Origin of the sequence: Allokutzneria sp. NRRL B-24872, assembly GCF_002155965.1 — a bacterium.
In the GTDB taxonomy this organism is placed as follows: domain Bacteria; phylum Actinomycetota; class Actinomycetes; order Mycobacteriales; family Pseudonocardiaceae; genus Allokutzneria.
The window spans coordinates 16,407-42,513 of the sequence record NZ_MUMH01000149.1 but is presented as its reverse complement, the minus strand read 5'-3'; the positions used below and the strand labels follow the sequence as shown (position 1 = coordinate 42,513).

Here is a 26,107-nt window from a genome sequence, read left to right as displayed (position 1 = left end):
GCGGTGGCGACGGCCGTCGCCGCGAGCACGATGGCGGCCTGGATTTTCCTGCGCATGAAGCTCTCCTTTCGTGCCGGACGGGCTGAGCACGCGGAACGGTAGCCACGACGCAAGGGACTGTCAGCGAATTCAGGCACGCGTGAAAGCGTGGATTACCAGATCGATTCACCGAACAAGAAAGATCATGGCGGTTTTTCCAGATTTCCGGGAAGCGCTCAGCTCCGATAGGCACGCAAAAACGTTTGCACACCGGCCGCGACGATCTTGCTGATCTCCGAGGGAGGCAGCGGGACGGCTCCGTAGAAGCTCTGCTGGTTGACGTCGGTGATGGTGAGCAGGGTGAGGTGGGCGGCGGCCCGTTCGGCGTCGTCGATCTCCAGCAGGCCGCGGTCGGCGATCCGGCGCAGGTGCGGGGCGAGGCGCAGGTGCGCGGTCTGCGGACCCGCGTCGACCCACGCCTTGAGCACCGGTCCCGGAATGCGCGCCGCCTCCGCCTCGATCGCGCGGACGAGTGCGAAGTGGTCGGGGAAAGCGGTGACGGCGGCGACCCGGTCCAGGGAGAAGTCGATCAGGTCCTGTTCGAGGTCGACGATCTTGTGCAGGTGCCGGTCCATGATCTGGGCGATGGCGGCGGTGACCTCGTTGGCCCCCTCCAGCGCGACGTCGAGGAACAGCCGTTCCTTGTCGGCGAAGTGGTTGTAGATCGTCCGCTTCGAGACCCCGGCCTCCGCCGCGATGGCGTCGACGCTGGCCCGCGTGTAGCCCTCGCGGCCGAACACCTTGCGCGCGGCCCGGGTGATCGCCCGCCGCTTCTCCGGCCTGCCGTGCGACTCGGACTGCCCAGCGGCCACGACGCCTCCCCCTCTCCAAAAACTCCCCTCGAACAGAACTACTCGGTGCAGTCTACGAGGAGCTGACTCGCCTTGTGCCGGAGCGCGCCGAGCAGTTCCCTGAGCAGCTCGGCCGTGTACGGGTCGGCCAGCGCACCGTCGTCGCCGATGCGGGTGTCGCACCGGAACACCACGACCTCGGGCTTGACCACGACCTCCGCGCCGACCGAGGCGAGGATCTGGCGCAGGGCGAGTTGCGCGCGCACCGAGCCGAACGGCCCGGGGGAGGCACCCGCGATGGCCACCGGCTTGCCGAGCAGCAGGCCGCCCGGCGCGGTGCTGATCCAGTCGATGGCGTTCTTCAGCGCTGCGGGGATCGATGCGTTGTGCTCCGGCGTCGTGATCAGCAGCGCGTCGGCCGCGGCGATCCGCGCGCGCAGCGCCGCGACCGGCGCGGGTGGCGCACCGGTGTCCAGGTCCTGGTCGTAGAGCGGTAGCCCGCCGAGATCCCGTTCGATCTCGATCGCCAGGCCGCCGGGGTTGAGCTTGACGGCGGCGCGCGCCAGCGCGGTGTTGTGCGAGCCCGCGCGCAGACTGCCTGACATCGCGAGGACGGTCAGCTCACGCATGTCCTTCTCCGTTCGGTCGAGTCGATCAGCGACCTGAAGTAAACCACTCAGTGCACTCTTTGCACTAGTCGGTGTACTTTAGTGGCGTGACCGCTCCGACTTCTCGCGACCGGCGGGTGCCCGTCCTCCTGCTCGCCCTGCTCGCCACACCGACCTCGCTCAGCGCGAACAGCGCCACCACCGTCATCCCCGACCTGGCGCGCGAGCTGCACGTCTCCACCGCCGACGCGACGTGGACCGCCACCGCCTTCGGCTGGGCCGCGGTCATCGGCGCGCCCCTGACCGCGGGCTTGCTGCGCAGCCGAGGTCCCCGGGTCACGGTCCTGGTGAACGCGGCGCTCATCCTGATCGGGACGCTGCTCGTGGCCGTGGCCCCCACGCTGTCCGTCCTGCTCGCCGGGCGGGCGGCGCAGGCCGCGGGAGGTGGCGGCCTGGTCACCCTCGCCATCGGGCTCGCCTCGACGCCCCAGCGGACCGGCGCGATCACCGCGGGCATCGGGCTGCTCGGCGCCTTCGGACCGCTTGCGGGCTCGACGCTGTCGGAGATCTCCTGGCGCGTGGCGCTCTGCCTGTCCCTGCCCGCGCTGCTCGCGGTCCCGGCGGTGCTGCGCCGCGTTCCCGCGCACCACGCGCCCGGCGAGGCGGGCATCGGGGACCCGGTCGGCCTCGCCCTGGTCCTGGCGCTGGCCAGCGCGCTGGTGCTCGTCCCACGATTTCCGTTGGCAGGACTGGGTTTCGGCGCAGTGCTGGGCGTCCTGCTCGCTCGACACGTCACCCGCCGTCCCGACGGGTTCGTCCCGCGAAGCGTGGTGCGGTCACGAGCGTTCCGCGTCGCGGCGACGGTGGCGTGCGCGTACTCGACCGCCTACTTCGCGTTGCTCTACACCGTGCCGCGCCTGCTGCAACCGCACTGGTCGGCCGAGCGGATCGGCGTGACCACGCTCATCACGCTGGCGGCGGGCTCCACGGCCTCGCTCCTGGTCACGCGCTACGCCTCCCGGCTCGGGCCGGTGCTCGTGCGGGCCGCGCTCGTCGTCTCCGGGGGCCTCGCGGTGGCGCTGCCGCTGGCCACGACCTGGCCGCAGGCCCACGCGGCGGCGACGGGGTTCGCGGTGTTCGCCGCCACCGCCGCGATGGCCTGGTACGCCGGAGAGCTGGGCAAAGCGACGCCGACCGCGCACCGGTCGACGGCGCTCAGCCTGTTCACGCTCTGCTACCAGCTCGGCGGCGCGTTCGGCCCGGCGCTGGCCACCCTCCTGATCAGCTGAGAGCCGGTTCGACCGGGAGCCACAGCTCGCACGTCGCGGAGCTGAAGTCCTCCGCTCGGTCGAGGACCGCGACGATCGAGGGGCCTGGCCGCAGGCGCCACGGGTTCGACGGGAACCACTCGGTCGCGGTCGCCGCCCAGGTGTCCTGGAGGGCCTTCGGATACGCCCCGGCCGTGCGGAACACCGCCCATCTGCCCGCCGGCACCTCGATGGCGTCGAGGTCGTCGGGAACCGGCGTTTCCTTGGCGATGGCGACTCCGTGCAGGTAGGTCAGCTCGCTGCCCTCGGCGCCGTCCGGATCGAGGTCGTCGCAGACCTGGAGCAGGCCGTGCGGCTCGCCGTCACCGAGCGCTTTCAGCCGCAGGTGCTCCTCCTTCGGCAGCCCCGCGATGTGCTGCTGGATGTGCGGGTTGACGCCCTGGTGGATGAGCGGGACGCGCTTCGCGTGCCCGACGAGCCGGAACGCGGGGCGGTCGGCGATGCGGGTGTCCATGGGGACGCTCCCTTCGACGGTCAGGCGGAACCTGAGCTGCGGTTGGGTGCGAAGGGGGCCGCCGTCGCGGCGGACGTCACCGGGGTTGGCGCCGTGCACCGCCCGGAACGCGCGCCCGAAGGCCTCGGTCGAGCCGTAGCCGTACCGGACGGCGATGCTCAGCAGGTCGTCCTTGCCGCGCACGACGTCGGCGGCGGCCACGGTCATCCGACGGCGGCGGACGTACTCCGACAGCGGCATGCCCGCCAGCGAGGAGAACATCCGCCGCAGGTGGTACTCGGTCGTGCCGAGCGCCGCGGCCGGTCCGCCGAGGTCGAACTCCTCGCCGAGGTGCTCCTCGACGAGGTCGACGAGCCGGTTGAGCGCCGAGATCATGTGGTCCCCCTTCGCCGTCGACTCTGGCCGAGCGCGCCCCGGCCGCGCCCGACCGCAGCGAACCGATCCGATCAGTCGCTCGCGCCCAGCTTCTCCTGCTCCTCAGCCGAGTGCGAGCGGCGGTGTCGCGGCCAGCGCTCCGTGTTCCCGACGCGAGCGCTCGGATCGGCGAGTTCGGCGGCCCGTCCCGCGTCCGACCCGACGCCGGTCGCCGTGGGCGGCGGTCAGTCGGACGATCAGCGCGCCGAGCGGATCATCGCCGGTCAGTGGGGGTCGACGACGGCCCAGCAGGACACCGCGTCCCTGGTCGGCTCCGCCCGAAGTCCCTCGTCGGCCAGCTCAGCCACTGCCGCACCGCCGAGGTCCTCGTGACGACCCGGTCAGCGACGACGGATGTCGACGTGTCCCTTGGAGACCAGTTCCTTGCGCCCCTTGAGGTACACCACGTTCGGGACCTTCTCGTGCTGCTCGACCGAGCAGGCGGAGTCCCTGGTCTTGCCCTTCTTCAGCTTCCCGGTCTCCTTCAGCGAACTCGCGTCGAAGATCGGCGCGTCCTGCTTCGCGACGACGTAGCACTTGCTCGCCGCCGCCCCCGCCGAGCCGCTCGCGGCGACGGTCCCGGCGAGCAGAGCGCCGACGATCAGGGGAACTCGTGCGAATCGCATGTTCTCTCCAGGTTTCGTGGTCGTGGATGGAACCGGGACCGTACAAGGCTTCTTGCAATCATTGCAAGATAACTTCGACCGTGGCTAAAGTGACAATTGCAATGCTTTCAACAGTGCTCTCGAGGAGTGGATGTGAACGAGATGCGCTCGGTGCGGGTCGACGGCGCCCGGCTCGCCTACACCGAACTCGGTGCCCCCGCCGCGGAGCCGGTCGTACTGCTGCACGGCTACCCGGCCAACCACCGCTGCTGGCGGCACCAGCTGCCCGCGCTCGCCGAGAGCCGCCGCGTCCTCGCGCTCGACTGGCTCGGCTGGGGTCGGTCCGAACGGCGCACGGACCTGCGCTTCGACTACGACACCGAGGTGGCCCGTCTCGGTCGCGCACTGGACGCGCTCGGCGTCGAAGCGTGCGACCTGGTCGGCCACGACTACGGCGGGTTCCTCGCACTCGGCTTCGCCCAACGGAACCCGGCCCGTGTGCGCAGGCTCGCGATCCTCAACAGCCGCGCGCACCGGACGTTCACGCCGACGTGGTACGCGATCTTCAGCGCGGTGAGCCTGCTCGGGCGCGGCCCCCTCGGCCCGCTGCTGCCGGTGGCGAAGCTCAACCGGCTCGGCATGGCGCGCACCGGTGCCATCGACCGCGAGACCCTGGACGACTACCTGGGCTGGATGTCCACAAAGGACGGAGCCCGCTGGCTGCTGCACTTCTTCAGCCACTACCGGGTCTCCGCGCGCAAGGACCTCGCCGACGCCCTCGGCGAGATCCGGTGCCCGACGGCGATCGTCTGGGGCACTCCGGACACCTACCTCAGCACCACGATCGCCACGGAGCTCGCGGCCGGGATTCCGCGCGCCGAACTCACCCTCGTCGAGGGCGGCGGGCACTTCGTCATGGAGAAGGCTCCCGAAGCTGTTTCCCGCGCGCTGGAACACCTTCTGACGCGCGAGCTATAGGCTGACGCCCTGCTCCGTTGAGCGAGAGGACGCGATGGACCCCCGCAAGGCACGCACGCTCGCCGCGCTGCTCAGCGCGGGCGAGGAGATCTTCCGCAAGCGCTCCGTCGACGACGTCACCGTCGAGGAGATCGCCGCGCGCGCCGGAGTCGCCGTCGGGTCCATCTACAACGCCTTCGGCTCCAAGGCCGGTCTGCACGCCGCGGTGGTCGAGCGCGCGATCGAGGGCAACCGCGACCACATGGACCACGCCTACCAGCGCGAGGGCAGCGCACTCGACCGCATCTACGCCGCCGCTGACGCCTACCTGAGCTTCTACCTCAGCTATCCCGACTACTTCAGGATGCTGGCCTTCCCCCAGGCACCCGGCCACTACGCGGCGGGCAAGGAGCTGGCGGCGAGGCTCGCGCGCGCGGTGCACGAGCAGAACGCACGGCTGGTCGCCACGCTGCGCGAGGGCGTTGAGGCGGGCGAACTGCGCGCGGTCGACCCGCAGGAGACCGCGACCGTGCTGTGGGCGACGTGGAACGGGATCATGAGCCTGCACTGGCGCCCCGACGACCTCCGCCAGGACGAGGCCGGGCTGCGCCGCCTGCTCGCGGCCGCCAGCGACGTCCTCGCCACCGGCCTGCTCCCCCGCCCGCGGAGCTAGCACAGCCGTCAGGGCCGCGCGAGGTTGACCACGTCGGAGTCCCACCGCACCGAGTGCTCGGCCGCCGCGGGCAGTGCTTCCAGAACGTCGTCGCGCAGCAGCGCTTCGACTGCTTCGACGCTCCCGCCGACGTAGGTGGTCATCATGTCGACGTCGGTCGCCACGCACCACGCGTGGTCGCTCGGCCACCACATGTTGGCGTACAGATCCTCGAAAGGCTTGTCCGACAAGGGAAAGGCCGCTGACGCGATGCTGCCGGAGAGCAGCAGCAGGTCACGTCCGAACAGCTCGAACGACGGTGCGGCGCGCCAGCGCGAGGACAGCGCGCCGTAGCCGTCCCACACCGCGAACCAGCACCGGCCAGGCGTCCTGGTGTGCCCGGTGAGCACAGAGACCAGCTCAGCGGCGACGGTCGTGGGCATCGACCCCAGCACGGGCTCCTCGTCCCACACCGCCGTCCGAGCCCTGATCGGCCGGAGATCGCTGCCCCACTGCTCGGGCCGCGCGGTCTCACCGGGTGAAGGCGGGTTCAGCTGCGCCCACTGCGCGAGCGGGTGCATGGCGCGCCCGCTCGCGGCGGCCACCTCGCTCCACCGCACCGGAGCACCGGCGCGGTGGGCGGGGTGGAAGACCCGCGCGTGGGCCGGGAACCGGGCGCGCACGAGATCTCCCACCGTGCCACCGAAATCACGGTCGGCGGCGACCGCCCACGCCGAAGCGCGAGCGGTCGCCGCCGGTACCGGTTGTGCCGTCATGCGATCTGCTTCCCCATCAGCAGTTGGTGATCCGGGCGGACCTGCCGAACGCCGAGATCCGCCCGGTCGGCGGCACGTAGTTCGGCGGGAACTTGATCTCCCCGCCCACCCAGCTCTCGTACAGGTGGTTGTTGCGGCACGCGGTGTTCGCGTGGTTGGCCGCGCTCCGCTTGCCCGTCGTGACGTGGTTGCGGGCCGAGGTGCCCGCGAGCGCACCGTCGCGGTAGATCGCGCCCCGCACCGCGATCCTCGCGACGTTCGCCGAGCACGTGATGTTGACGTGCACGTTCGCCCGCCGCGGATCGGTGTGCGACTTGTGCGGGTTGTCCGTGCCGCCGACGCAGCGGATCACCGCCAGGGCTCCGGGCGCCCCCGGGGCCGGCGTGGCGATCACCTCGAACGTGCCGCTGCCCTCGCCCAGCGCGGACTGCGGAGCCGACTCCTCGGTCTCGGCCGCGGCGGCGGGCCCGGCCAGAGCCACCGCGAACGCCGACACCGCGACAGCGAGCTTCATCGCGCGATTGCGCATGAGAACCAATCCCCCTTGGTTGTCCCATCGCCCCACGGACACCCCCCGGTATCCGCGCCACACCAGGGCGACGCGCATTCAACGTTTGCGCAGGCAAAGCGGAGCGGGTACCGCCGTTCGAGTACACGGAGAACCACGTTCGAGTTCGAACCCCACAAAATCACTGACACAAAAGAAAGAATCCCCGCCAATCAATCGGCACAAGAATGCGCGAACCCCGCCCTAGTCCACTCCCAGCGGAGCGGGGGTGACGGGCTGACCGTTGAGCTCCGCGCTTCCCGGCTCGTCCCACCACAGCTCGCCCCGCGAGGTGAGGTACGGGTGCAACCCGCCGACTCCCCCGCCCTCGTGCAGCGCGTGCGCGACCGCGTGCAGCAGGCTCGCCAGATCGGGCCAGGACTCGGTGAAGTCGCCGCCACCGCCGTGCCCCGCCCAGCCCAGGCGCCCCTCGCCGGGCCCCGCGCGCAGGTCGATCACCTGAAGCGAGCCACCGGCGCTGCCCGCCCAGGGAATCCACAACGGGTGCCACCACGGTTCGTCGTCCCACGGGCGAACGGTCAGGCCGTCGTTGTCCGCCGCGACCTCCATGCAGGTCCGCCACTGGTCCACGATCCCGCTGACCGGCAGCGGCGACTGCTCCGGGAACACGGTCGTCCAGGTGGACATGCCGTTGTGGCACAGCAGGGACTCGACGAGATCGCCGGGCAGCCGAACACCGAGAACCCGCTCAGCCCCCTCGATCTCCTCCGGCGGCGCGGGCGGGTTCAGCAGCGCGAACTCCGAAGGCACGTGCTTCGCCAGCCAGCTGTCGATCAGGCGCCAGGACTCCGCGAGCGGGCGCTGCGCCATCGCTAGGTCCACGTCCAGACGTTGCGCAGCTCGGCCCGCCAGTCGATGGGCTTGCCGTTGCCGACCGTGGAGCGGATGGCCAGCCCCATCCCCAATCCCTTGCCGAGGTCCTGGGAACGCTCGATCCGCAGCTCGAAGGGGTGCCCGTTGTCGTCCCACCAGCTCTCGACCTGCCGGACGCACCGAACGGCGCCGTGGAACCGCGTCTGGCAGGTCGTCGGCGGCGACCACACCTGGCGGTGCCGGAACCGGACGACACCCTGCGGCGTGGCGATGGTCCCCTCGGCGATCAGGCAGTAGGCCTTCTCCGGGATCGTCCACCGCACGTAGTGCTGCTGACCGTTGTGGCTGGGCAGGGGCTGGAGGTTGGCGCAGTCGCCGTCCCCGATCTGCTCGGAGGTCACCCGCTGCGGGTTGTAGCTGCCGCTGGACAGGTTCTGGTAGCCGTCCAGGTAGAGCCAGTCGCCGTCGCGGACGAAGTGCTCCAGTCCGTCACCCGGCCGGTTCCAGTCCTTCGGCGCGGCCCACCTGATCACCGACCTGTCCGAGCCCTGCGGACGCCACGCCCACTGGCTGGCGGGGTTGCCCGCGCTGTCCACGACGATCCCGGCGGACTTGGCGCGCATCATGGAGAACTCGTCGTAGGTCTCCGCCGCCGGTGCTGGCACGAAGCTCAGCAGCAAGGCGACGACAATGCTCGTCTTCATGGGGGCGGACCCTAGCGACGCCGCCGGTGCCGCAGCCGGGGATTCACACCTTTCCCGGAGGGCGGCGTCCTCAGCTGGCGCGGAGCTTCAGCAGGCCCTCGACCCCTCGGAGGAAGGTCTCGCAGACCGGCTCGGGATCGGACAGGCAGCCGGTGGCCATCGCGCCGTCCCGCAGCAGGACGAGGTGCCGCGCGGCGGGCTCGGCGGGGGTGTCCCCGACGCGGGCCAGCAGCTCGGTGACCATCCGGGCGAACCACTCGCGGTGCGCGAGGACGGCCTGGTGCACGGGGTGCGCCGGGTCGGGGTACTCGGCGGCGGCGTTGAGGAAGGCGCACCCCCGGAAACCCGGGGACCGGATGCCCTCCGCGATCGACTCGGCGACGGCCCACAGGGTCTCCGACGCCGACATCCCCTTGGCGGCGACGGCGGCCGCCTGCTGCCGAATGGCCTGGTCGGCCTCCTTCAGGTAGCAGGCGATGAGGTCGTCCTTGCCGGGGAAGTGCCGGTACAGCGTCGCCCGGGTCACCTTCGCCTCCGCGACGATCCGGTCGACGCCGACGGAGTGGATGCCCTCCGCGTAGAAGATCCGGGTCGCCGTGGCGAGCAGCCGGGACCGCGCTTCGGAGACCTGCCCTTGGACGTTCGTCACGAGCCGAGGATAGCAGGAGGGAGAACGTTCGGTCTTGACGCGCGCGCACGCCAGGTGGCACGCTCACCGCAAGAACGAACGTTCTCCCTACCCCCGAGGAGTCCCCGTGAGCACCACCGCCACCGAAGCGCCCGCCGCCCCCGCGCTGCGCCGCCTGTACTTCTTCCGCTTCGGATTCGCCCTCGTGTGGGCGGGCCTGCTGTTCACCAGCGCGTCGGCGCTCGGGCCGCTCAGCATCGCCCTGCTCGTCGCCTATCCCCTGTTCGACGTCCTTGCGGCCGTCGTCGACCTCCGCTCGGCACGAACCCTCGGCCTGTACGTGAACATCGCGATCAGCGGGCTCGCCGGTATCGGCCTCGCCGTGGCCGTCACCTCCGGCATCCCGGCGGTCCTGCGCGTGTGGGGAATCTGGGCGATCGCCTCGGGCCTGGTCCAGCTCGCCGTCGGCGTCAGCCGCCGCGCCATGGGCGGCCAGTGGGCGATGATCCTCAGCGGCGGGCTCTCCGCGATCGTCGGAACGTACTTCGTCGTGCAGGCCGCGCAGCCCGACGCCTCGCTGACCACGCTGGCCGGGTACGCCACCGTCGGCGGCCTGTTCTTCCTCGCCTCGGCGGTGCGCCTCACCCGCTCATGAGGCGAAGGAGAACGCGGCGGCGATCACCAGGACCGCCGCCGCGCCAACGGTTCCTCGATCAGCAAGGCCGGAGATAGTAGGCGAACGGGGTGAACGTCTGCCTGCCGATGATCGTGTTGCCCGGGCTGACGCACTGCTCCTCGTCACTGAAAGGCCACTTGTCGATGTGGATGAGGACATTCCCCGATCCGCAGTGGTTGTAGAAAGCGGAGCCGTCAACGACGTGGTAGCCGCACGGGAACTTCGCCGCCGCCCTTTCCGTCGCGTGAGCGGTACCAGCCAGTGCGAGCGTGGACGCGGACAGCACGAGCGCGGCGGACAACAACCTCATAGCCACGTGAACCCCAGTTCCTTTCACATTTTAAAGCATTTCTCCGCGCAAATTAGCCGTCACGAAACCGACCCGCAAAGGCTTCACACTGCGATGAAAGGGGGCGTGCCTTCACGCCTCGCGCTGGCGCAGCGCGGTGACCATCGCGTCCGCCATCGGCCCGCTGGAAGCCGGGTTCTGGCCGGTGAACAGGGTGCCGTCGACCACGGTGAAAGGCTGGTACGCGGGTCCGCCGGAGTGCTTGGCGCCCAGTTCGCGCAGTCGGCTGGCCAGCAGCCACGGTGCTCCCTCAGCCGTGCCGAAGAGCTGTTCCTCCTCGTCGGTGAACGCCGCCATCGCCCGCCCGGCGAAGTGCCACCGGCCGTCCGGGGCCACAGCGGAGAGCAGCGCGGCCGGGCCGTGGCAGACCGCGCCGATGAGCTTGCCCGAGGTGTCGGCCTCGATGAGCAGGCGGCCGAGGTCGGCGTCTTGGTAGAGGTCGACGACGGGACCGTGCCCACCGGGCAGGACGACAGCGGCGTAGTCGTCGATGCTGATCTCGCCGAGCTCGAGCAGCGGGCCGAACTCCCGCAGCGCCCGCTCGGCGTGCGCGACGTGACGGGCGCAGTCGGGACCGGCGATCTCCGGGTCCGCGCTGTGCTGGTCCAGCGGCTGCGCCACCCCTCCCGGCGACGCGAAGTCGACCACGTGGCCCGCTTCGACGAACTTCTCGTGCGGCGCCGCGAGTTCCTCGGCCCAGTAACCGGTCGGGTAGAGCGAGCCGTCGGTGCGCTCCCACGTGCTCGCCGCGGACATGACGATCAGAACCTTGCTCACGAGATCGATCCTTCGCTGGTCGGTCGCGGACGGTGCTTGTCCGCGCCGTTCAAGGCTGTCCGAGCCGAGCCCGCTCCGGACGCCCATCGCGAGCCCCGCGCGGACTCGGTCGCGGCAACCTAGGACTCACAGGTCCAGGCGGCGGCGAGGCGCGTCGACGACAATGGACGCGTGGCCGGGACCAACCGCGAACTCGCCGATTTCCTGCGACGCGCACGCGCACAGGTCGACCCGGCGCGAGCGGGACTGCCGCCGGACGGGCGCGTGCGCCGAGTTCCCGGTCTGCGGCGCGAGGAGGTCGCGCGGTTGGCGGGCGTGTCCACCGACTACTACGCCCGCCTGGAACAGGGTCGGCGCATCGTGCCGTCCTCGGCCGTGGTCGAGGCGATCGCCCGCGCGCTCGAACTCGACGCCGCCGGGCGTGCGCACCTCGACGACCTCATCGGCCTGACCTCGACGCCGACCCGTCCCCGCACCCGCGACGCCCAGCGCGTGCGCCCCGGCCTCCACCAACTCCTCGACTCCCTCGACGGCGAGCCCGCGCTCGTCCTCGGCCGCCGTACCGACATCCTCGCCGCGAACCGGATGGCCAAGGCGTTGTTCGCCGACTTCGACCGGATTCCGGCGCCACGGCGCAACTACGCCCGCTGGATGTTCCTGGACCAGGACGCGCGATCGCTGTTCGTGGACTGGCAGGACCAGGCGAGGGCCGCCGTCGAGAGCCTGCGCTTCGAGGTCGGCCGCGACCCCGACGACCGGGCCACCGCCGAGCTGGTGGCGGAGCTGCGCGAGCACAGCCGCGAGTTCACCCGGTGGTGGGAGCAGCACCGGGTCCACCAGCGCACGCACGGCTCGAAACGGCTGCGCCACCCGCTCGTCGGAGAGCTGACCGTCGAGTACGAAACCCTTTCACCGCCCGGTGATCCCGACACCACCTTGTTCGTCTACACCACCGAGGACGGATCACCCTCGCGCAGGGCCATGAACCTCCTCGCCAGCTGGACGGCGTCGTCAGCGCCGACACCGTCCACTCAGTCCACTTAGGACACGTTCGCGCGCGTTCACCAGGTGAAGCGCTCGGGGTGTTCCCGGGCCTCCTCCTGGAGCAGCGCCAGGTCGGCGGCGAAGAACTTCGTGTGCCCGCAGTGCAGGCACGCCACCGCGGTCAACTCCGACAGCGGGCGCGACCACAGCCGCCGAGCGCGCGGGTGTATCCCGACGTGGTGCGAGCTCACCACGCCGTTTCGTTGCGCCGCAGCGGAATCAGCGATGCGGGCCGAGGTCGCTCAGTGCGGCGCAGGTGATCAGCAGCGCGAGGAGCAGCAGCAGCGCCGCGCCGACGTCGACGAGCACGTGGACGGTCATCGCAGGCTCCTGCGGCGGGCCAGCCAACTGGTCAGCGTGACGGCGGCGAGGACGAGCACGATGACCGCGAGCGAGAGCGGAGTCGGCACCTCGGGCACCGCGGGCCAGATCCCGTGCGCCCAGTGCAGCACCAGCTTGACGCCGATGAACGCCAGGATGATCGCGAGCCCGTGGTTGAGGTGCACGAGCTTGGTCAGCGCCGAGCGCAGCACGAAGTACAGCGCCCGCAGGCCCAGCAGCGCGAAGGCGTTGGTGGTGAACACCAGGTACGGGTCGTCGGTGATGCCGAAGACCGCGGGGACCGAGTCGACGGCGAACACCACGTCGGTCGCGAAGATCGCCACCACCACGACCGCCAACGGCGTCAGCGCGCGCCGCCCGTTCTCCCGGACCACCATGCGGGTCCCGCGGTAGTCCTCGGTGACGGGCATCAGCTTGCGCAGCAGGCGAACCGAGCGCATCCGCGAGGTGTCCTGCTCGCCGTCGTCGCCGGAGAGCGCCTGACGCAGGATCTTGATCGCGGAGAGGAACAGGACCAGCCCGAACACCAGGAAGGCCCACGTGCCCGCCTGCAGCAGCGCGGCACCGGCCGCGATGAACACCGCGCGCAGCACGAGGGCTCCGGCGATGCCGTAGAGCAGCACGCGCTGTTGGACCTCGGTGGGCACGGCGAACGCGGACAGCAGGAGCATGAAGACGAACAGGTTGTCCGCCGACAGCGACTTCTCGACCATGAAGCCGGTGACGAAGTCCAGCGCGGGCGCGCCGCCGAAGGCCGACCACAGCCAGAGCCCGAACAGCAGCGGCAGGGCGAGGTAGAACACCGACCAGCCAACGGCTTCGCGCAGGGACACCTCGTGCGGGCGGCGGGTCACCGCGAAGTCGGCGACCAGCAGGGCCAGCAGCACCGCGATGCTGGCGGCCCAGAGCCAACCGGAGCCGATCGAAGCCACCGGAGCGGCGATCGTGAGAGATGCGGACACACGTCCTCCTCGAACGTTTCGGCGTTCGAGGTCTCCTTCACCCTGAGCGGGCGGCCTCCCGAGGACACCGTCCAGGCGTCCGTACTGACCGGGCAGACCCAAGCGGAAGTACTCCCCTCGTCGAAGAGGGTAGCTGCCATACTGCGGGGTCGGCGGTCCGTGACGTGGGGGGAACCATGGGTGGCGAGACGACGAGAGCCGGGCGCAGGGGACGGGTGTCCAGGGCACCGGAGGGCGATGAGCCGGCCGCGGTCTTCGCCCGGCAGTTGTGGGAGCTCAAGCAGCACGCGGGCGATCCGTCCTACGACGCCATGCGCCAGGACCACGGTGCCCTGGCGTCGAAATCGGCTCTGTCGGCGGCGGCGCGCGGTGCGCAACTGCCGTCCTGGGACACGACCTGGGAGTTCGTCCGGCCGCTCGCGGTCGGCGTGCTCGGCCAGGACGAGCACCGGGTGCACGCGCAGTGGCGACAGCGGTGGGATCAGGCAAACGCCCAAGTCCTTGCCAAGGCAGAACCTCCCGCCGAGCCTCCCCCGGCGCCAGCTCGGACCAGGCGGCGCGGGTGGTGGGCGCTGGGCGCGGTGGCCGCGCTCGGCCTGCTGCCCGTGGTCGTGCTGTGGCCGCGCACGGCAGGACCGGCGCCGACCACGATCGCCGAGCCGTGCGAGGCGGGGTCGCTGTGCCTGTACCGCAACATCGGCTTCGACGACATGAACTTCCGGACCCAGCGCCAGAACTTCTGCTGGCAGCTGGCCATCTACCACTTGCAGGACGCCGTTTTCTCCTACGACAACAACCTTCCGGTCGCCGCGCACTTCTACGATTCGGCGAAGAAGAACGTCCGGAGCATTCGCGCCGGAGACAGCAGTCAGGACAGCTCGTCGCTGCCGGGCGCGCACTGGTTCTGCACCGGCTCCGCCAGGCCCTGACCGGACCGGCCGTCCCGCTGGCCAAATCACTGACCTGCGCCTACGCCCTGGTTTGGCCGTGGTCAAACCAGGGCTCTTCCCTCGTCGTCAGACCGCTTCCTACGGTCGCTCCGTCAGAAGTTCTCGCTCTGAGGGGATCGATCGATGAAGCTCTTCAAGATCGGCGCTGCCGCCGTTCTCACACTGGCGGCCACGGCCACGGCAATTACGCCCGCCAACGCTGAGACCGCGAGCCAGGTGTGCCCTTCCGGATACGTGTGCCTGTACGAGCACAGGGATTTCGGTGGCCGGATGCTGAAGTGGAACCTGCCGGGCGAGAAGAAGCTGGAGGACTGGGGCTTCCGCGACAAGGCCTCCAGCATCAGGGACAAGCGCGCGGGAAGCTTCCGCGCCACGAACGTGCTCGGCGCGTGGCCGGACCAGCACAAGACCTACAACGGCGACTACGAGTTGCTCGGGAGCTGGAACGACAAGATCGACAAGATCCTGCTGCCGTAGCCGCTGAGAGATAGAGGAGACCACAGGTGAAGCGAATACCGTTCCTCGTTCTCGGTGCGCTGTTGCTGGCGGTGCTGCCCCCGGCGGCGAACGCGAGTGCGGCGACCCGCGTCGATTTCACAGCGCAATCAGTGCTCGCGCCGAAGGTGCCCGAGCCCGGGCAGCCGAAGTTCGACCAGGAGGTCAAGGCGCTCGGCAGCGTGCAGTTGCAGATGTCGGCGACGCAGACCGCCTACGTCCGCTCGGTGATGCGCGCGAACTCCGCCACCTACCGCTCGCTGTTCGACAACGAGGTGCGGTGCACCTGGCCCGGCGGCGAGCAGAACTTCGTGACGGGGCAGAACATCCTGCAGCAGGGCGCGTCCGCGGAGCCGGACAAGGAGGACGTCCAGCTCACCACCCGCTTCCTGCTCCACCCCGGCGTCGCCGCGAAGGTCACCTGCACCGCCTACGTCCGCGCCGCCACGCTGCGGGACAAGCTCGACGCCAGGTTCCAGCTGCACAGCGGCTTTCTCGAGTTCGCGGACACCTCCGTGGACAACACCACCGCCGGTGTGCCCGCTCAGCGCTCCACGCCGCGCGGCCTCGTGCGCGTCGGCCCGGAGGACGTCGCGCGCGAGCCGGCGCTGCCGTTCTTCACGCTCGCACCGGGAACCAAGAAGCTCAGCGTCTTCGCCGACACCGAGTACAAGACCTGTTACCCGGGTCAGGGCAAGGACTGCAACAAGCCACCGACCTCGACGGCCACCTTCACGCTCTACGTGAACCAGTGGAACGGCGACAAGCTCTGCCAGTCCAGCAACACCACCACCACGAGCCGTGAGATGTCGTACTCGGTGCACCACCACTACGTGCCGCTGCACCTGCCCGACTTCCCGGTGCGGCCCGACTGCGAACAGCGGTTCAACGCCTACGTGCAGGTGAAGTGGCAGGACGGCATGGACGGTGGCGTGCAGGGCACTGCCGTGGGCCTGACGGACTCGCGCGGTTCGACGAAGACCCACAACTCCGACATGAGCCACGTCTTCGTGGTCCCGATCAGAACCTGACCCCTGGTGCCGGTGCCCCATCTCCCCGGGGCACCGGCACCACGCGCACGTTCTCCTGTCATGGGCGAGAGGGGTGCTGTGGAAGACCCGCAGCCGCCACGGTGGGTGGTGTGGATCGCGCGCGCGATCTCCGTGGTGATCGTCGTGCCGGCAACGCTGGCCTGGGAATGGCTGAAGGCCGTGGGCCGCCGCCTGGTCGTGCGTCCGTTCCGCGCGGTTCGCAGGTGGACAGCGCGTGTGTTCTCTCCCGTTGTGCGGGGTTTCCGTGCTGTCGGCAGCGGGCTTCTCACGGCAGGCCGCTTCCTGCTCCGCCCGGCTGCTGCGGCCCTCCGAGCCACTGGGCGGTTCGTTCTGCGCTACTTCCTCCGGCCGATCGGTGTCGCACTGTGTGCGTCAGGCCGAGGCGCCGTGCGCGGTGTCTGTGCACTCGGCAACGGGGTGCTCTGGCTGTTCCGAGCGCTCTCGCGCCGCGTGGTTCGCCCAGCGCGCCAAGGAGTTCGCAATGGCGCCAACGCGTTCGGGCGAGCTGTCCTGGCTGTGATCATCGCGTTCCTGCGTGTCGTCTGGGTGGTGCTCGCCCCGATCGGCCGCGGCGTGCTGGTCGTGAGCGTCGCCGTCGGCAAGCCCCTCCGCACGGTGTTCTTCCCGGTTCGCTGGGTGTGGCGCTCCGCGCTCGTGCCGGGCGGCCGGTGGACCCGCTCGGCGTGGCGGACCGTGTTCCGGCTCTCCGCCACGGCACTGCGGACCGTGTTCCAGTCGTTGGGCGCGGCGCTGCGGACGGTGTTCCGGCTCTGCGGCACGGGGTTGCGGTCCTTCGGCGCGGGGCTGCGGACGGTGTTCCGGTCCTTCAGCCGCGCTCTGGTGTGGACCTACCGCCGAACCCGGCGAGGGCTGCTGCTGCTCGGCCGGGTGATCGTCTCGGCGTTCACGTGGGCCTACCGGCGCGTGGCGCTTCCGTTGTGGCGCGGCATCGTCACGGTGGTGCGACACGTGGTCATCCGTCCGGCGAAGGTCATCTACCGCGTGGTGCTCGTCCCGATCGGGCACACGGTGCGCAGCGTGGCACGGGCGGTCGTCATCGTCCCGGCGCGATGGGTGCGGAACTCCGTGATCGTGCCCGTGCGCTCGGCGAGCCGACGCGCCCGCCTCCACCTCCGCAACGCCTTCGGCCGCCCGCCGAGCTGATCCGCGCGCTTGTGCGCACCAATCGTGTCGCGTTGGCGACGCAGTTGTGTCATGTGGACTGGTCACCGGCGCGTAGCGTGCCGGCTGTGATTGTTGGGCGCGCGGCGGAACAGTCGCGGATCAACCGCCTCGTCGCCGACGCGAAGGACGGCCGCGGTCGATCCCTGGTGCTGCGCGGGGAAGCCGGCATCGGCAAGACCACGCTCCTCGACTACGCCAAGAGCGTCGCGGGTGGGATGCGGGTGCTGCGGGTGGTGGGGATCGAGTCGGAGGCCGACGTGGCCTACGCGGCGCTCCACCTGTTGTTCATGCGCGACCTCGACAGGGTGGACGCGCTGCCCAGCGCGCAGGCGGAGGCGCTGCGGGCCGCTTTCGGCGGGAGCAGCGCGCCGGTCGAGCGGGGGTTGACGGGCGCGGCGACGTTGTCGCTGCTGTCCGAGATCTCCACCGAACGGCCGCTGCTGTGCCTGCTCGACGACGCCCAGTGGTTCGACCAGTCCTCGATCGACGCGCTGGTCTTCGCCGCGCGCCGCCTGCACGCCGATCCGGTCGCGCTGGTCTTCGCCGCCAGGGACGGGGAGCACGCCTTCCCCGTGCTCGGGGTGGACAGCGTCACGCTCCCCCGGCTCGGCACCGCCGACGCCGCCCGCATCGCGACGGCCGAGGCGGCGCTGCCGAGCTACGTCACCCACCGCATCGTCACGGAGGCCGAGGGCAACCCGCTGGCCGTCGTCGAGCTGGCGGCCCACGCGGCCGACGCGCCCGCGGTCCCGGCGCCGATCACCCCGCTGTCGGCGGCGGGGCGCCTGGAGGAGCACTTCCGCCGCCAGGTGCGCGAGCTCGCGGAACCGACGAGGACCGTCCTGCTGCTCGCCGCGGCCGACCACGGCTCGGACCTGCCGACGCTGGTCTCCGCCGCCGAGGAGCTCGACGGCGGCACCGTCGACTTCGAGCCCGCCGAGCGGGGCCGGCTCGTCAGCGTCACGGCCGAGGGCGTGGTCTTCCGCCACCCCCTGATCAGATCGGCTGTCTACCAGGAAGCTCCCTTCGCGCACCGGATCGCGGCGCACCGGGCGCTCGCCCGCGCGCTGTCCGACCCGCGCGACGCCGACCGGCGCGCCTGGCACGTCGCGGCCGCCGCTGGCGGACCGGACGACGCGGCGGCGGACGGACTTGAGCAGGTCGCGCGACGGGCGACAGGGCGTGGCGCCGCCGCCGCGGCGGCGAGGGCGCTCGACCGGGCGGCGCAGCTGACCACCTCGCCGGGCACGCGCGGCAGACGGCTGGTCGCCGCCGCGCGGGCGGCCTACGACGCCGGGCAGCTCGACCGAGCCGTCGCGCTGGCGACCGCGGGCACCGAGCTGACCGACGCGCCCACGGACGTGGCGGAGGCGGGCTGGGTCCGCGCGCAGGTGGCCTACGAACACGCGTCCCCGGCCGAGGCCACCCGGCTCGCCCTCGACGCCGCCGAGCCGGTGCTGGTGACCGAGCCGGGCCTCGCCGTCTCGATCCTCACCGAGGCCACCTGGTGCGCGCGGGACACGGCGGACCAGGCCCTGCTGCGCCGCTGCGCGGAGCGGCTGCGCGCGATCCCCTCGGGGCCGACGCCGGTGATCGACGGGCTGGTGGGCTTCGCCGAGCTGCTCTGCGGTGACGTCGCGACCGCCGTCGAGCCGATGCGCGGGGCCTTCCGCACCGCGCGCGGGGACTCGCTGGAGAGCTTGAACGCCGGGTTCATCGGGTTGTTGATCGGCGAGGACGAATCGGCCGTCGCGCTGCTCGACGCCCACGTGCGGCGCCTGCGCGGCCGGGGAGCGCTGGGCTGGCTGCCCTACGCCCAGGAGCCGTTGGCGCTCGCGCAGATGGTGACGGGCCGGATTCGCGACGCGGACGGCAACGTCGAGGAGGCGATCGCGCTGGCAGGGGAGCTGGGCCAGCGGTTCCAAGCCGTCGTCCTCTCCGCCGTGTCGGCATGGCTGGCCGCCGTGCGCGGGGACGGCGCGAGGGCGGAGCGGCTCGCGGCGACAGTGCTCGACGACTCGCGGCGGCACGGCATGGCCGTCGCGCAGGCCACCTGGGCGCTCGGGCTCATCGACCTCATGGGCGGCGACCCCGAGCGCGCGCTCGACCGGTTCGAGGGCGTCTGCGAGGGCGCGCCCGGCCGCGACGTCACGGTGCGCGCGGTCCCCGACCACGTGGAGGCGGCGGTGCGGGCCGGCAACACCGCTCGCGCGCACCGGTTCCTGCCCGTGCTCGCCGACTGGGCGCGGTGCACGCGGAGCCCGGTGGCGGCCGCGCTCCTGCTGCGCTGCCAGGGCCTGCTCGACGACGGTGACGGGGCGCAGCGACTGTTCGAGGAATCCTTGGCCATCGAGGGCTGCGGTCAGTACGACCGAGCGCGGACCCGGTTGCTGTTCGGCACGTGGCTGCGCAGGCACCGCCGCCGAAGCGCCGCGCGGGAGCAGCTGTTCGAGGCGCACGAGGTGTTCGACCGGATCGGTGCGCACGGCTGGCTACCACGCGTGCGCGCCGAACTGACCGCGCTCGGCGAGGCCGCTCCGGGAGAACCCGCCCCCGGCGGCGGTGACGGGCTCACGCCCCAGGAGTTGCAGGTGGTGCGGCGTGCGGCCAAGGGGATGAGCAACCGGGAGATCGCCGCCGAACTGTTCCTCAGCCCGCGCACGGTCGGCCACCACCTCTACAAGGCGTACCCGAAACTGCGGGTCAGACGACGGGCGGAGCTGGGGCAGCTCGACCTATGACGGCCGCCGCGCCCGCGGTCCGCCGGCAAGTCGTTCGACCGATGCGGGCGCGGCGCGGCGGCTCCTAGCCTCACCGCCATGGGAAAGGTCATCGTCCGAAACCAGGTCACCGTCAACGGTTCCTTCGAGGCGCCGACACCCGAGGACTGGCTGGAGCTCGACGCCGACAGCAACGACGCCAGCCTCGAACAACTGGTCCTGGCCGACGCCCTGCTCCTCGGCCGCAAGACCTACGAGGGCCTGGCGGCCGTCTGGCCGCACCTGGGCGAGGACCCGACGATCGGTCGCTTCGCCGAGCGGATCAACAGCATGCCGAAGTACGTCGCCACCCGGACGCTCTCCGGCCCGCTCGACTGGAACGCCACCGCCCTCGACGGTGACCTCGTCCAGTCCGTCTCCGCGCTGAAGGAGAAGCACTCCGGCGACCTGATCGTCTCCGGGTGCGGGGAGCTGGCGCACTCCCTCGCCAGGCAGGGACTGGTCGACGAGTTCTGCTTCACCGTGAACCCGCACCTCTGGCCCGCCGGGCCGCGCGTCTTCGACGGCGTCGGGCCGATCCGACTCCAGCTGATCGCGGCGACGCCCTACCGCTCCGGGGTCGTGCAGCTGCGTTACCGCCCGGCCGGGAGCTGAGCCAAGACCGTCACACCGCACGTTCGACAGACATGGAGAAGCACATGAACACCTCCGCGTACCTGAAGGCCGTCGTCGACCAGACGCGCGTGTTCGCCGACTGGGTGGACGGCCGCGACGCGACGGCCCCGGTACCCACCTGTCCCAAGTGGACACTGGCCGACCTGGTCGACCACGTCGCCGCGACGCAGCGCATGGTGGCGATGCTCGTGGGTGAGCGGATGAGCCAGCCCGACGAGGCGTTCGCCCGCTACGTCCCGGCTCCGGCCGACTCGGCCGAGTGGCGCGCCTGGCTGACCGGCAGCGCCGCGGCGGCGGAACGGGCGTTCGAGTCCGTCTCCGACGACACTCCGGTGTGGGACCCCTCCGGAGCCGAAGCGGGCGTCCCGTTCTGGTCGCGCCGGCTGTTCGGGGAGATCAGCGTGCACCGCGCGGACGCCGCCGCGACGGTCGGCGCGACCTACGAGCTGGAGCCGGGGCCCGCCGCCGAGGCGATCCAGGACTGGCTGGAGACGCTGACCTCCCGCGGCTACTGGGAGAACCGGCCCGACTTCGCCGACGCGCTGCGCGGCACCGGCCAGACGCTGCACTTCCACGCGTCCGACGCGGGCGCTGCCTGGCTGGCGCGCCGGGAGCGGGACGGCATCGTCCTGGAGCGCACCGGCGGCGAGGCCGACGTCACGCTGAGCGGCCCGGCCGACCAGCTGCTGCTCGTGCTCAGCAGGCGCGGCTCGCTGGAAACCGCCTCCGGGCTGGAGGTGCGGGGCGATCGGGCGATGCTCGACCTGTGGATCGAGCACATGGACTGGGTCACCGACTGAGAGCGCCCGCGTGGCCGCGGCGGCGCCGTGCACGCCAAACCCTTGCTAGCAGGAGTTGTGCGTGGACTTGAAGAACTGCCCGCTGAGGTAGTGGGCGTTGTACGAGCGCCACCCGGGTCCGGAACCGGTGTGGAACATCTGGAACGCCATCTGGCGCGACTGGTCGTTGATGACCCCGGTACCGCCGCAGTAGTTCTCGATGGTCAGCTGCGCGGGCACCGCCGCAGCGAGACCCGGTGCGACGAGCGCGCAGAGAGCCGCGACCCCCGCGACGACGAATGCCTTGGAGCGCTTCATGTTTCGTCCCCCTCGTGATCGGAGGAGCCGACCGTAGGGCGACTCGACCACGAGGGGCAACGAACTCGTGAGGCGCTTGCACTCCTGTCGAAGTGGCGCCCCCTCCGCAGTCAGCCGTTGGCCAAGATCCCGTCGAGGACGCGCCGGGCTTCCTCATCAGCCTCGCCCAGGGTTTGCGCACAGGTGTGGAGCGTCTTCCACAGAGCCCAGCCGCGCCCGCGCGCCCAGGTCGCCTCGTCCACCGCCAGGCGGTCGCGGAAGGCCCGCCGTCCCTCGTCGGTCAGCAGCGTCCAGGCGATGGCCGTGTCGCAGGCCGGATCGCCGACACCGCAGGACCCGAAGTCGATGACTGCCGACAGATTCCCCTTGGAGAGCAAGAGGTTTCCCGGTGCGACGTCACCGTGGAACCAGACGTCCACACCGTCCCAAGGCGCCTCCAGTGCCGTCTTCCAGATCTCGCGCACCACATCGGCATCGACGTGCCCGCCCAGTGTCGCGAGCGCGCGCTGCACCAAGTCGTCGAAGGTGCGCAGCGTGCCGCCCCGGAACCAGTTGTGCTTGCCCGGCTGGGGACCTTCGGCGGCGTCGACGCTCTGCAAGGCCGCCAGGAACCCGGCCAGGTCGAGCGCGAAGCGGACGGGATCACCGACGCCGTCAGGGCTCGCGGACTCGCCGTCGAGCCACCGGTAGATCGACCACGGGAACGGGTAGCCCGCGCCGGGAACGCCTTGGGCCAGGGGAACGGGAACGGGCAGCGGCAGCTGGGGCGTGAGCGCCGGGAGCCACCGCTGTTCCTTCTCGACCGCCAAGGCGTACTCGGCCGCGCTCGGCAGCCGCACCAGCATCGCGTCGCCGAGGTGGAAGGTGATGTTGTCCCAACCGCTCTTGGCCACGGGCCGGATCGGCAGCTCGGCCCACCGCGGGAACTGCTCGCCGATCAACCGGCGGGCCTGGTCGGTGTCGACGGTGACGCGCCGCGGTGGTGAACCCAGGGACGCCATCAGTTGAGCATCCAGCGGAACTGACCGGCGCTTCCGAGCTTCTCGACGGCGCGCCGCATCGTCTCCTCGGTCAGCTCCGGCACCACGATCATGTTCTCCTCGTAGGGCCCGACGTCGCGCCCGGCGACCGAAGCGGCTCCCTCCGGGTCGCACAGCAGCACCGGGAACGTCCGCTCGCCGTGACGCAGCCGAGCGGAGATGACACCCCGGTCCAAGGCGTCCGGCAGGTCCAGCGACCACACGGTCTCCTGCTCGGCCGTCAGCGCCAGCAGCCAGTCCAGACGACCGTTCCGAGCGAGCCGGTCGAGCTCCTTGGTGACGGACTCCTCGGTCACCTCCGGAACGAGGATGAGGTTGGGCTCGTAGAACAGTCCGACGACGGTCTCGCGCTCAGCGTCCAGAGCGAGCCGGTGCCGGTCGTAAACGATCACCGGGAACCGGCGGTCTCCGTGTCCGAGGTGTCCGGCCAGGAACACACCTCGGGACTCGGCCACCAGCCAGTCGTGGTCCTCGAAGTTCTCGGGCGGCACCAGCACCCACTGCTCGGTCATACCGACCAGTGTCGCCGCACGAGCAATCTCATTTGCGCCATCGCGTTCCATGGCGACGTGTTTCCGCTGGTACAGGGCCGGTTTTCGTCTCAGCTTCCCCGCCGTGGACGGTGGAGTCCGCAGCGGGGGCTCGCTCACACGACTGAAAGGGAACGGCATGCGATACAGAAAGATCGCGACTGCGGCTTTGGCACTGGGGGTCGCTGGTGCGGGCGTGGCCTCGGCAGCACCCGCCGGTGCCGCCGAGGCACCGAGCCACGGCGCGAGCGAAGTCACCGAACGCGGAACGTGCACCGGTCCCCTGCGCGGGCGAATCCGACTCTCGAAGGCGTCGCACAAGTCAGTCATCATCGCGAAAGTTCAAGGACACCGACGCGGTGCACGTCCCGAAGGGCTGCCTGCTGACCCGAGGCAGCGGAGTGTCGTGGCGGCCGGGGTGGCACCGCGTGCACGACACCTCCAACATCATCACCACCGTCCTGTGCAACTAGTGGCGCGCTGAGTTCCCCTTCCGCACCTGGGAACCCGGCGGTCCGTTCCGCCGTCTCTCACGGGACAGAGGAGGGCTCGTGCTCGATGTTCAAGGTCGTCCGGTGCCACCGAAGCGGTCGCGCGCACGATGGTTGGCGACGGCGTTGGCGGTGGTGTCGTTCCTGCTGACGGTGTGGGCGGTCAGCCCGCCCGGCGGCTACTTCGGCATCGCCTTGGCGGCGTTCTGCGGCTGGCTGGCGACCGGCGTGGTGTGGCTCGTCATGGCCGTTCGAGCCGTTCTCGCGCTGCCTCAGCCACGCCGCGCGCACCTCCGACAGCTGCGTTCGCTGCTGGTCCTCCCCCTGGTGTTCGCGGGAGTGCTCCTGCTGGCGGGCTCCGGTGTGCTCAGCCGCGCGATCTTCGAGATGCACCGCCCCGGCCTGCACAGCCTGGTCGCCGATGTCGCGGCCGCGCCCGATCAGCGACTGGTGAACCAGCGCGTTGGACTGTTCGCCGTGTCGAGCGCGACCGCACGCCACACCGCCGGGTGCACATTGCTCGCCATCAAGGACGCCGGGTTCCTCGGCTCCGCCGGCTTCGCGCACTGCCCGGACCGGCCGCCGGTCAACGATGCCAAGGGCGGCGAGGGAACGACGTTCGAGTACATCAGCGGCCCTTGGTACACCTTCTCCTACTCGTGGTGAACGCGCCCCGACCTCGTCACCGGTTGATGGCTCGCTCCAGCAGGCCGTGCAGGGTGCGCAGCGCGGTGGCGAACTGCTTCGTCGAACTGGGCACCCGTTCCGGGCTGAGCAGCACTGCCACGAGAAACCCGTTGTCGCGGGCTCGGCCAGGCACACCGTGCGGGTCGGCCTCTGCGCGAGTGCCTCGGTCGCTCCGGTCACCCGCTCAGCCTCAGAACCGTTCGTTGCTGTCCGGCGCGATGAAGAAGCCGTGAGCGGAGGCGTTGTGCTTGCACCGGACGCCTTTCGCCTCGGCGGCGCAGGTGAAGCCGAGCGCGGTGAAGCTCTGCCCCGCGCGGAGGACGTCGCGGTCGTCGGGTGCGCGGTCGACGGGCGCGTAGAGGAGCCCGCCCGCGCAGACGAAGTCGACCTTCCCGCTCGCCGCGACGAACATCCCGTGCCCCCAACCGGGCCCGCCGCGGCAGGAGGCGGGGGCGGGTGGAACCGGCTTGGTCCTGCCCTGGCAAACCGCCTGTTCGTCGACCACGGCGCAGATGTAGTCGAGCGCGGTGAAGAAGTAGAACGTCCCGCCACCCGGTAGCTCGTGCCGGAACCGCTCCGCCGACACCCCGGGGTCGGGCGCGGGAGCCGGTGCCGTGCGCTCGGAGCCCGGTTCGACGGTGGTGACCAGGCCCCAGTGGTCGGACTTCGTGCTCGTGATCTTCGCGGTGCCCTGGGTGCGCAGCCCTCGGGCGAGGATGTAGTCGATCCGCACGCGCATCAGCTTCTGGAGCTCGTACTGCGGCTGGCGATTGCTCGTCACACCAAGGCGCCTCGCCACGTCGGCGTAGCCGTAGGTGTCCATGAACGCCATCAGGGCCGCGTAGGTCTTGGGGAAGTGGTGCTCGCCGGAGTTGGGATCGCTGGAGTCGAGCTCCTCGTTGAAGTCACCGGTGATGATCGCCGGATTGGTGCGCGACTCGGTGAACCGCTGGATCGTCTCGACGTCCCTGGCGCGTTCCTCGTCGGTGTTGTCCTTGGCCAGTGCCAGGTGCAGGTTGTAGACGTCGATCGTGCCGTGCTCGGTGACGACCTCCGCCCCCTGGTAGGAGCGACCCCGGTCCGGCTCCTTCGAGGACGGCAGCATGATCCCCTGGTCCGGCTCTCCCCCGGGCCGGTCGCCGTCCACCGTGATCGGCTTCTGCGAGCGGACACCCGCGCCGATGCGGATCAGCTGCGCGTTACCGGCGGAGACGTTCCGCCAGACCGGCGCCTCCGCCGGGTCCTTGCCCGCGTAGTAGTCCGCGAAGGTCGAGTGCGCCCAGTTCAGCTCCCACACGGCACCCGTCCGCTTCGCCAGCACCTCGCGCAGCTCCCGCGCCGCGGGCAACGCCATCTCCTGCAGGTTCGCGATGTCGGCGGGGTGTTTGAGGACGTCCTCGGCCAGCAACGCGATGTCCTCGGGGGTGGCGTTGGTGCCGCCCTTCTCGCCCTTCTTCATCTGGAAACCCATGGCGGCGTTCAGGTTCACCACGGTGACCGAGGCGCCGGGTGGTGGCGGCGGTGGCAGTGGCGGTGGCGGCTCCTCCCGGCACGCGGAGACAGCGGCCAGCACGCACACCACCACGGCGCCGAACGCCGTTCGCCTCATCGGCTTCATGTTCTCGCCCCCCCTGCGCACATCTTGCCTGAAACGGTTGCGGCAGCGGGAGGCCACTGTCCTCGGCTGACGTTCGGGGA

At 70.9% G+C, this 26,107-nt stretch carries 31 protein-coding genes; 14 read left to right on the top strand and 17 right to left on the bottom strand.

The genetic code is table 11. The features are described 5' to 3' along the window. Positions 1 to 215: 215 nt before the first annotated feature. Entirely contained in the window at positions 216 to 851 is a 636-nt protein-coding gene (locus CCN37_RS31785; RefSeq protein WP_086828009.1) for a TetR/AcrR family transcriptional regulator, read from the bottom strand. 38 nt (positions 852 to 889) lie between these two features. After that, positions 890 to 1,459: an NADPH-dependent FMN reductase gene (locus CCN37_RS31780; protein ID WP_086828007.1), complete on the bottom strand. Its 570-nt coding sequence runs from the start codon at positions 1,457 to 1,459 to the stop codon at positions 890 to 892. 86 nt (positions 1,460 to 1,545) lie between these two features. Between CCN37_RS31780 and CCN37_RS31775 the strand changes: the two genes are divergently transcribed. Continuing rightward, the gene (locus CCN37_RS31775; RefSeq protein WP_168200956.1) at positions 1,546 to 2,727 is read left to right on the top strand and encodes an MFS transporter; all 1,182 of its coding nucleotides are present in this window, start codon (positions 1,546 to 1,548) and stop codon (positions 2,725 to 2,727) included. Here the strand turns inward: CCN37_RS31775 and CCN37_RS31770 are convergent. Further along, on the bottom strand, positions 2,720 to 3,595 hold the full coding sequence (locus tag CCN37_RS31770) for an AraC family transcriptional regulator (protein ID WP_086828003.1): 876 nt from the start codon (positions 3,593 to 3,595) through the stop codon (positions 2,720 to 2,722). The two genes, CCN37_RS31775 and CCN37_RS31770, sit on opposite strands and share 8 nt — an antisense overlap. 141 nt (positions 3,596 to 3,736) lie before the next feature. Between CCN37_RS31770 and CCN37_RS39295 the strand changes: the two genes are divergently transcribed. Next, positions 3,737 to 3,967 carry a hypothetical protein gene (locus tag CCN37_RS39295; protein ID WP_143261900.1) on the top strand — a complete coding sequence of 77 codons (231 nt, stop codon included), beginning with the start codon at positions 3,737 to 3,739 and terminating at the stop codon, positions 3,965 to 3,967. Positions 3,968 to 3,975: 8 nt separating this feature from the next. On the opposite strand, the gene CCN37_RS31765 is transcribed toward CCN37_RS39295, so the two are convergent. Continuing rightward, positions 3,976 to 4,260, bottom strand: coding sequence for a hypothetical protein (locus tag CCN37_RS31765; RefSeq protein ID WP_086828000.1), 285 nt, complete (start codon positions 4,258 to 4,260; stop codon positions 3,976 to 3,978). A 141-nt stretch (positions 4,261 to 4,401) separates the two neighbouring features. On the opposite strand from CCN37_RS31765, the gene CCN37_RS31760 reads away from it, so the two are divergent. Together CCN37_RS31760 and CCN37_RS31755 are read left to right on the top strand one after the other, a co-directional pair. Beyond that, on the top strand, positions 4,402 to 5,217 hold the full coding sequence (locus CCN37_RS31760) for an alpha/beta fold hydrolase (RefSeq protein ID WP_168200957.1): 816 nt from the start codon (positions 4,402 to 4,404) through the stop codon (positions 5,215 to 5,217). A 34-nt stretch (positions 5,218 to 5,251) separates the two neighbouring features. After that, entirely contained in the window at positions 5,252 to 5,869 is a 618-nt protein-coding gene (locus CCN37_RS31755) for a TetR/AcrR family transcriptional regulator (RefSeq protein ID WP_086827998.1), read from the top strand. An 8-nt stretch (positions 5,870 to 5,877) separates the two neighbouring features. Here CCN37_RS31755 and CCN37_RS31750 read toward each other — a convergent pair whose 3' ends face one another. The 5 genes from CCN37_RS31750 to CCN37_RS31730 all read right to left on the bottom strand — a co-directional run bounded on the left by CCN37_RS31750 (position 5,878) and on the right by CCN37_RS31730 (position 9,358). Further along, positions 5,878 to 6,624 (bottom strand): hypothetical protein, encoded by a 747-nt coding sequence (locus CCN37_RS31750; protein ID WP_086827994.1) that lies wholly within the window; start codon positions 6,622 to 6,624, stop codon positions 5,878 to 5,880. 16 nt (positions 6,625 to 6,640) lie between these two features. Then, complete coding sequence (locus CCN37_RS31745; protein ID WP_086827992.1) at positions 6,641 to 7,153, bottom strand: hypothetical protein; 513 nt, start codon at positions 7,151 to 7,153, stop codon at positions 6,641 to 6,643. 222 nt (positions 7,154 to 7,375) lie between these two features. Further along, entirely contained in the window at positions 7,376 to 8,014 is a 639-nt protein-coding gene (locus CCN37_RS31740; RefSeq protein WP_210408298.1) for an SMI1/KNR4 family protein, read from the bottom strand. Then, positions 8,005 to 8,709, bottom strand: a complete 705-nt coding sequence (locus CCN37_RS31735) for a hypothetical protein (protein ID WP_086827988.1) — start codon at positions 8,707 to 8,709, stop codon at positions 8,005 to 8,007. The genes CCN37_RS31740 and CCN37_RS31735 overlap by 10 nt, the downstream gene beginning before the upstream one ends. Positions 8,710 to 8,779: 70 nt before the next feature. Continuing rightward, on the bottom strand, positions 8,780 to 9,358 hold the full coding sequence (locus CCN37_RS31730; protein ID WP_086827986.1) for a TetR/AcrR family transcriptional regulator: 579 nt from the start codon (positions 9,356 to 9,358) through the stop codon (positions 8,780 to 8,782). A gap of 106 nt (positions 9,359 to 9,464) precedes the next feature. Here CCN37_RS31730 and CCN37_RS31725 point away from each other — a divergent pair, with 106 nt between their 5' ends. Next, entirely contained in the window at positions 9,465 to 9,992 is a 528-nt protein-coding gene (locus CCN37_RS31725; protein ID WP_086827983.1) for a hypothetical protein, read from the top strand. A gap of 58 nt (positions 9,993 to 10,050) precedes the next feature. Here the strand turns inward: CCN37_RS31725 and CCN37_RS31720 are convergent, their stop codons facing one another. Next, positions 10,051 to 10,323, bottom strand: a complete 273-nt coding sequence (locus tag CCN37_RS31720) for a DUF6355 family natural product biosynthesis protein (RefSeq protein WP_086827980.1) — start codon at positions 10,321 to 10,323, stop codon at positions 10,051 to 10,053. Between the two features lie 111 nt (positions 10,324 to 10,434). After that, complete coding sequence (locus CCN37_RS31715) at positions 10,435 to 11,139, bottom strand: type 1 glutamine amidotransferase domain-containing protein (protein ID WP_086827977.1); 705 nt, start codon at positions 11,137 to 11,139, stop codon at positions 10,435 to 10,437. A 171-nt stretch (positions 11,140 to 11,310) separates the two neighbouring features. Here CCN37_RS31715 and CCN37_RS31710 point away from each other — a divergent pair, with 171 nt between their 5' ends. Next, entirely contained in the window at positions 11,311 to 12,183 is an 873-nt protein-coding gene (locus CCN37_RS31710) for a helix-turn-helix domain-containing protein (protein ID WP_086827975.1), read from the top strand. A gap of 17 nt (positions 12,184 to 12,200) precedes the next feature. Here the strand turns inward: CCN37_RS31710 and CCN37_RS40255 are convergent, their stop codons facing one another. Both CCN37_RS40255 and CCN37_RS31705 read right to left on the bottom strand, forming a co-directional pair. Continuing rightward, a complete protein-coding gene (locus tag CCN37_RS40255; protein WP_168200955.1) occupies positions 12,201 to 12,377 on the bottom strand; it encodes a hypothetical protein in 177 nt (58 codons plus the stop codon). Between the two features lie 123 nt (positions 12,378 to 12,500). Then, positions 12,501 to 13,487: a TerC/Alx family metal homeostasis membrane protein gene (locus tag CCN37_RS31705; RefSeq protein ID WP_086827972.1), complete on the bottom strand. Its 987-nt coding sequence runs from the start codon at positions 13,485 to 13,487 to the stop codon at positions 12,501 to 12,503. Positions 13,488 to 13,702: 215 nt separating this feature from the next. On the opposite strand from CCN37_RS31705, the gene CCN37_RS41145 reads away from it, so the two are divergent. From CCN37_RS41145 to CCN37_RS31675, 7 genes are all read left to right on the top strand, one after another. Beyond that, positions 13,703 to 14,416 carry a peptidase inhibitor family I36 protein gene (locus tag CCN37_RS41145; protein ID WP_210408297.1) on the top strand — a complete coding sequence of 238 codons (714 nt, stop codon included), beginning with the start codon at positions 13,703 to 13,705 and terminating at the stop codon, positions 14,414 to 14,416. Positions 14,417 to 14,560: 144 nt separating this feature from the next. After that, positions 14,561 to 14,914 carry a peptidase inhibitor family I36 protein gene (locus tag CCN37_RS31695; RefSeq protein WP_086827969.1) on the top strand — a complete coding sequence of 118 codons (354 nt, stop codon included), beginning with the start codon at positions 14,561 to 14,563 and terminating at the stop codon, positions 14,912 to 14,914. Positions 14,915 to 14,940: 26 nt separating this feature from the next. Next, positions 14,941 to 15,963 carry a hypothetical protein gene (locus tag CCN37_RS31690; RefSeq protein WP_086827966.1) on the top strand — a complete coding sequence of 341 codons (1,023 nt, stop codon included), beginning with the start codon at positions 14,941 to 14,943 and terminating at the stop codon, positions 15,961 to 15,963. Between the two features lie 60 nt (positions 15,964 to 16,023). Further along, positions 16,024 to 17,148, top strand: a complete 1,125-nt coding sequence (locus tag CCN37_RS40250; protein ID WP_168200954.1) for a hypothetical protein — start codon at positions 16,024 to 16,026, stop codon at positions 17,146 to 17,148. Positions 17,149 to 17,234: 86 nt separating this feature from the next. Next, complete coding sequence (locus CCN37_RS31685; RefSeq protein ID WP_168200953.1) at positions 17,235 to 19,910, top strand: helix-turn-helix transcriptional regulator; 2,676 nt, start codon at positions 17,235 to 17,237, stop codon at positions 19,908 to 19,910. A 78-nt stretch (positions 19,911 to 19,988) separates the two neighbouring features. Further along, a complete protein-coding gene (locus tag CCN37_RS31680; RefSeq protein ID WP_086827960.1) occupies positions 19,989 to 20,543 on the top strand; it encodes a dihydrofolate reductase family protein in 555 nt (184 codons plus the stop codon). A gap of 44 nt (positions 20,544 to 20,587) precedes the next feature. Further along, positions 20,588 to 21,364, top strand: coding sequence for a maleylpyruvate isomerase family mycothiol-dependent enzyme (locus CCN37_RS31675; protein ID WP_168200952.1), 777 nt, complete (start codon positions 20,588 to 20,590; stop codon positions 21,362 to 21,364). A 45-nt stretch (positions 21,365 to 21,409) separates the two neighbouring features. On the opposite strand, the gene CCN37_RS31670 is transcribed toward CCN37_RS31675, so the two are convergent. From CCN37_RS31670 to CCN37_RS31660, 3 genes are all read right to left on the bottom strand, one after another. Continuing rightward, positions 21,410 to 21,661 (bottom strand): hypothetical protein, encoded by a 252-nt coding sequence (locus tag CCN37_RS31670; RefSeq protein WP_086827955.1) that lies wholly within the window; start codon positions 21,659 to 21,661, stop codon positions 21,410 to 21,412. Positions 21,662 to 21,771: 110 nt separating this feature from the next. Next, entirely contained in the window at positions 21,772 to 22,662 is an 891-nt protein-coding gene (locus CCN37_RS31665) for an aminoglycoside phosphotransferase family protein (protein WP_086827952.1), read from the bottom strand. Beyond that, complete coding sequence (locus tag CCN37_RS31660) at positions 22,662 to 23,213, bottom strand: hypothetical protein (RefSeq protein WP_086827949.1); 552 nt, start codon at positions 23,211 to 23,213, stop codon at positions 22,662 to 22,664. Before CCN37_RS31660 ends, CCN37_RS31665 begins: the two co-directional genes overlap by 1 nt. Positions 23,214 to 23,806: 593 nt before the next feature. Between CCN37_RS31660 and CCN37_RS31655 the strand changes: the two genes are divergently transcribed. Next, the gene (locus tag CCN37_RS31655) at positions 23,807 to 24,388 is read left to right on the top strand and encodes a carotenoid biosynthesis protein (protein ID WP_168200951.1); all 582 of its coding nucleotides are present in this window, start codon (positions 23,807 to 23,809) and stop codon (positions 24,386 to 24,388) included. Between the two features lie 211 nt (positions 24,389 to 24,599). On the opposite strand, the gene CCN37_RS31650 is transcribed toward CCN37_RS31655, so the two are convergent. Next, positions 24,600 to 26,018, bottom strand: coding sequence for an endonuclease/exonuclease/phosphatase family protein (locus CCN37_RS31650; RefSeq protein ID WP_086827944.1), 1,419 nt, complete (start codon positions 26,016 to 26,018; stop codon positions 24,600 to 24,602). Positions 26,019 to 26,107 lie beyond the last annotated feature (89 nt).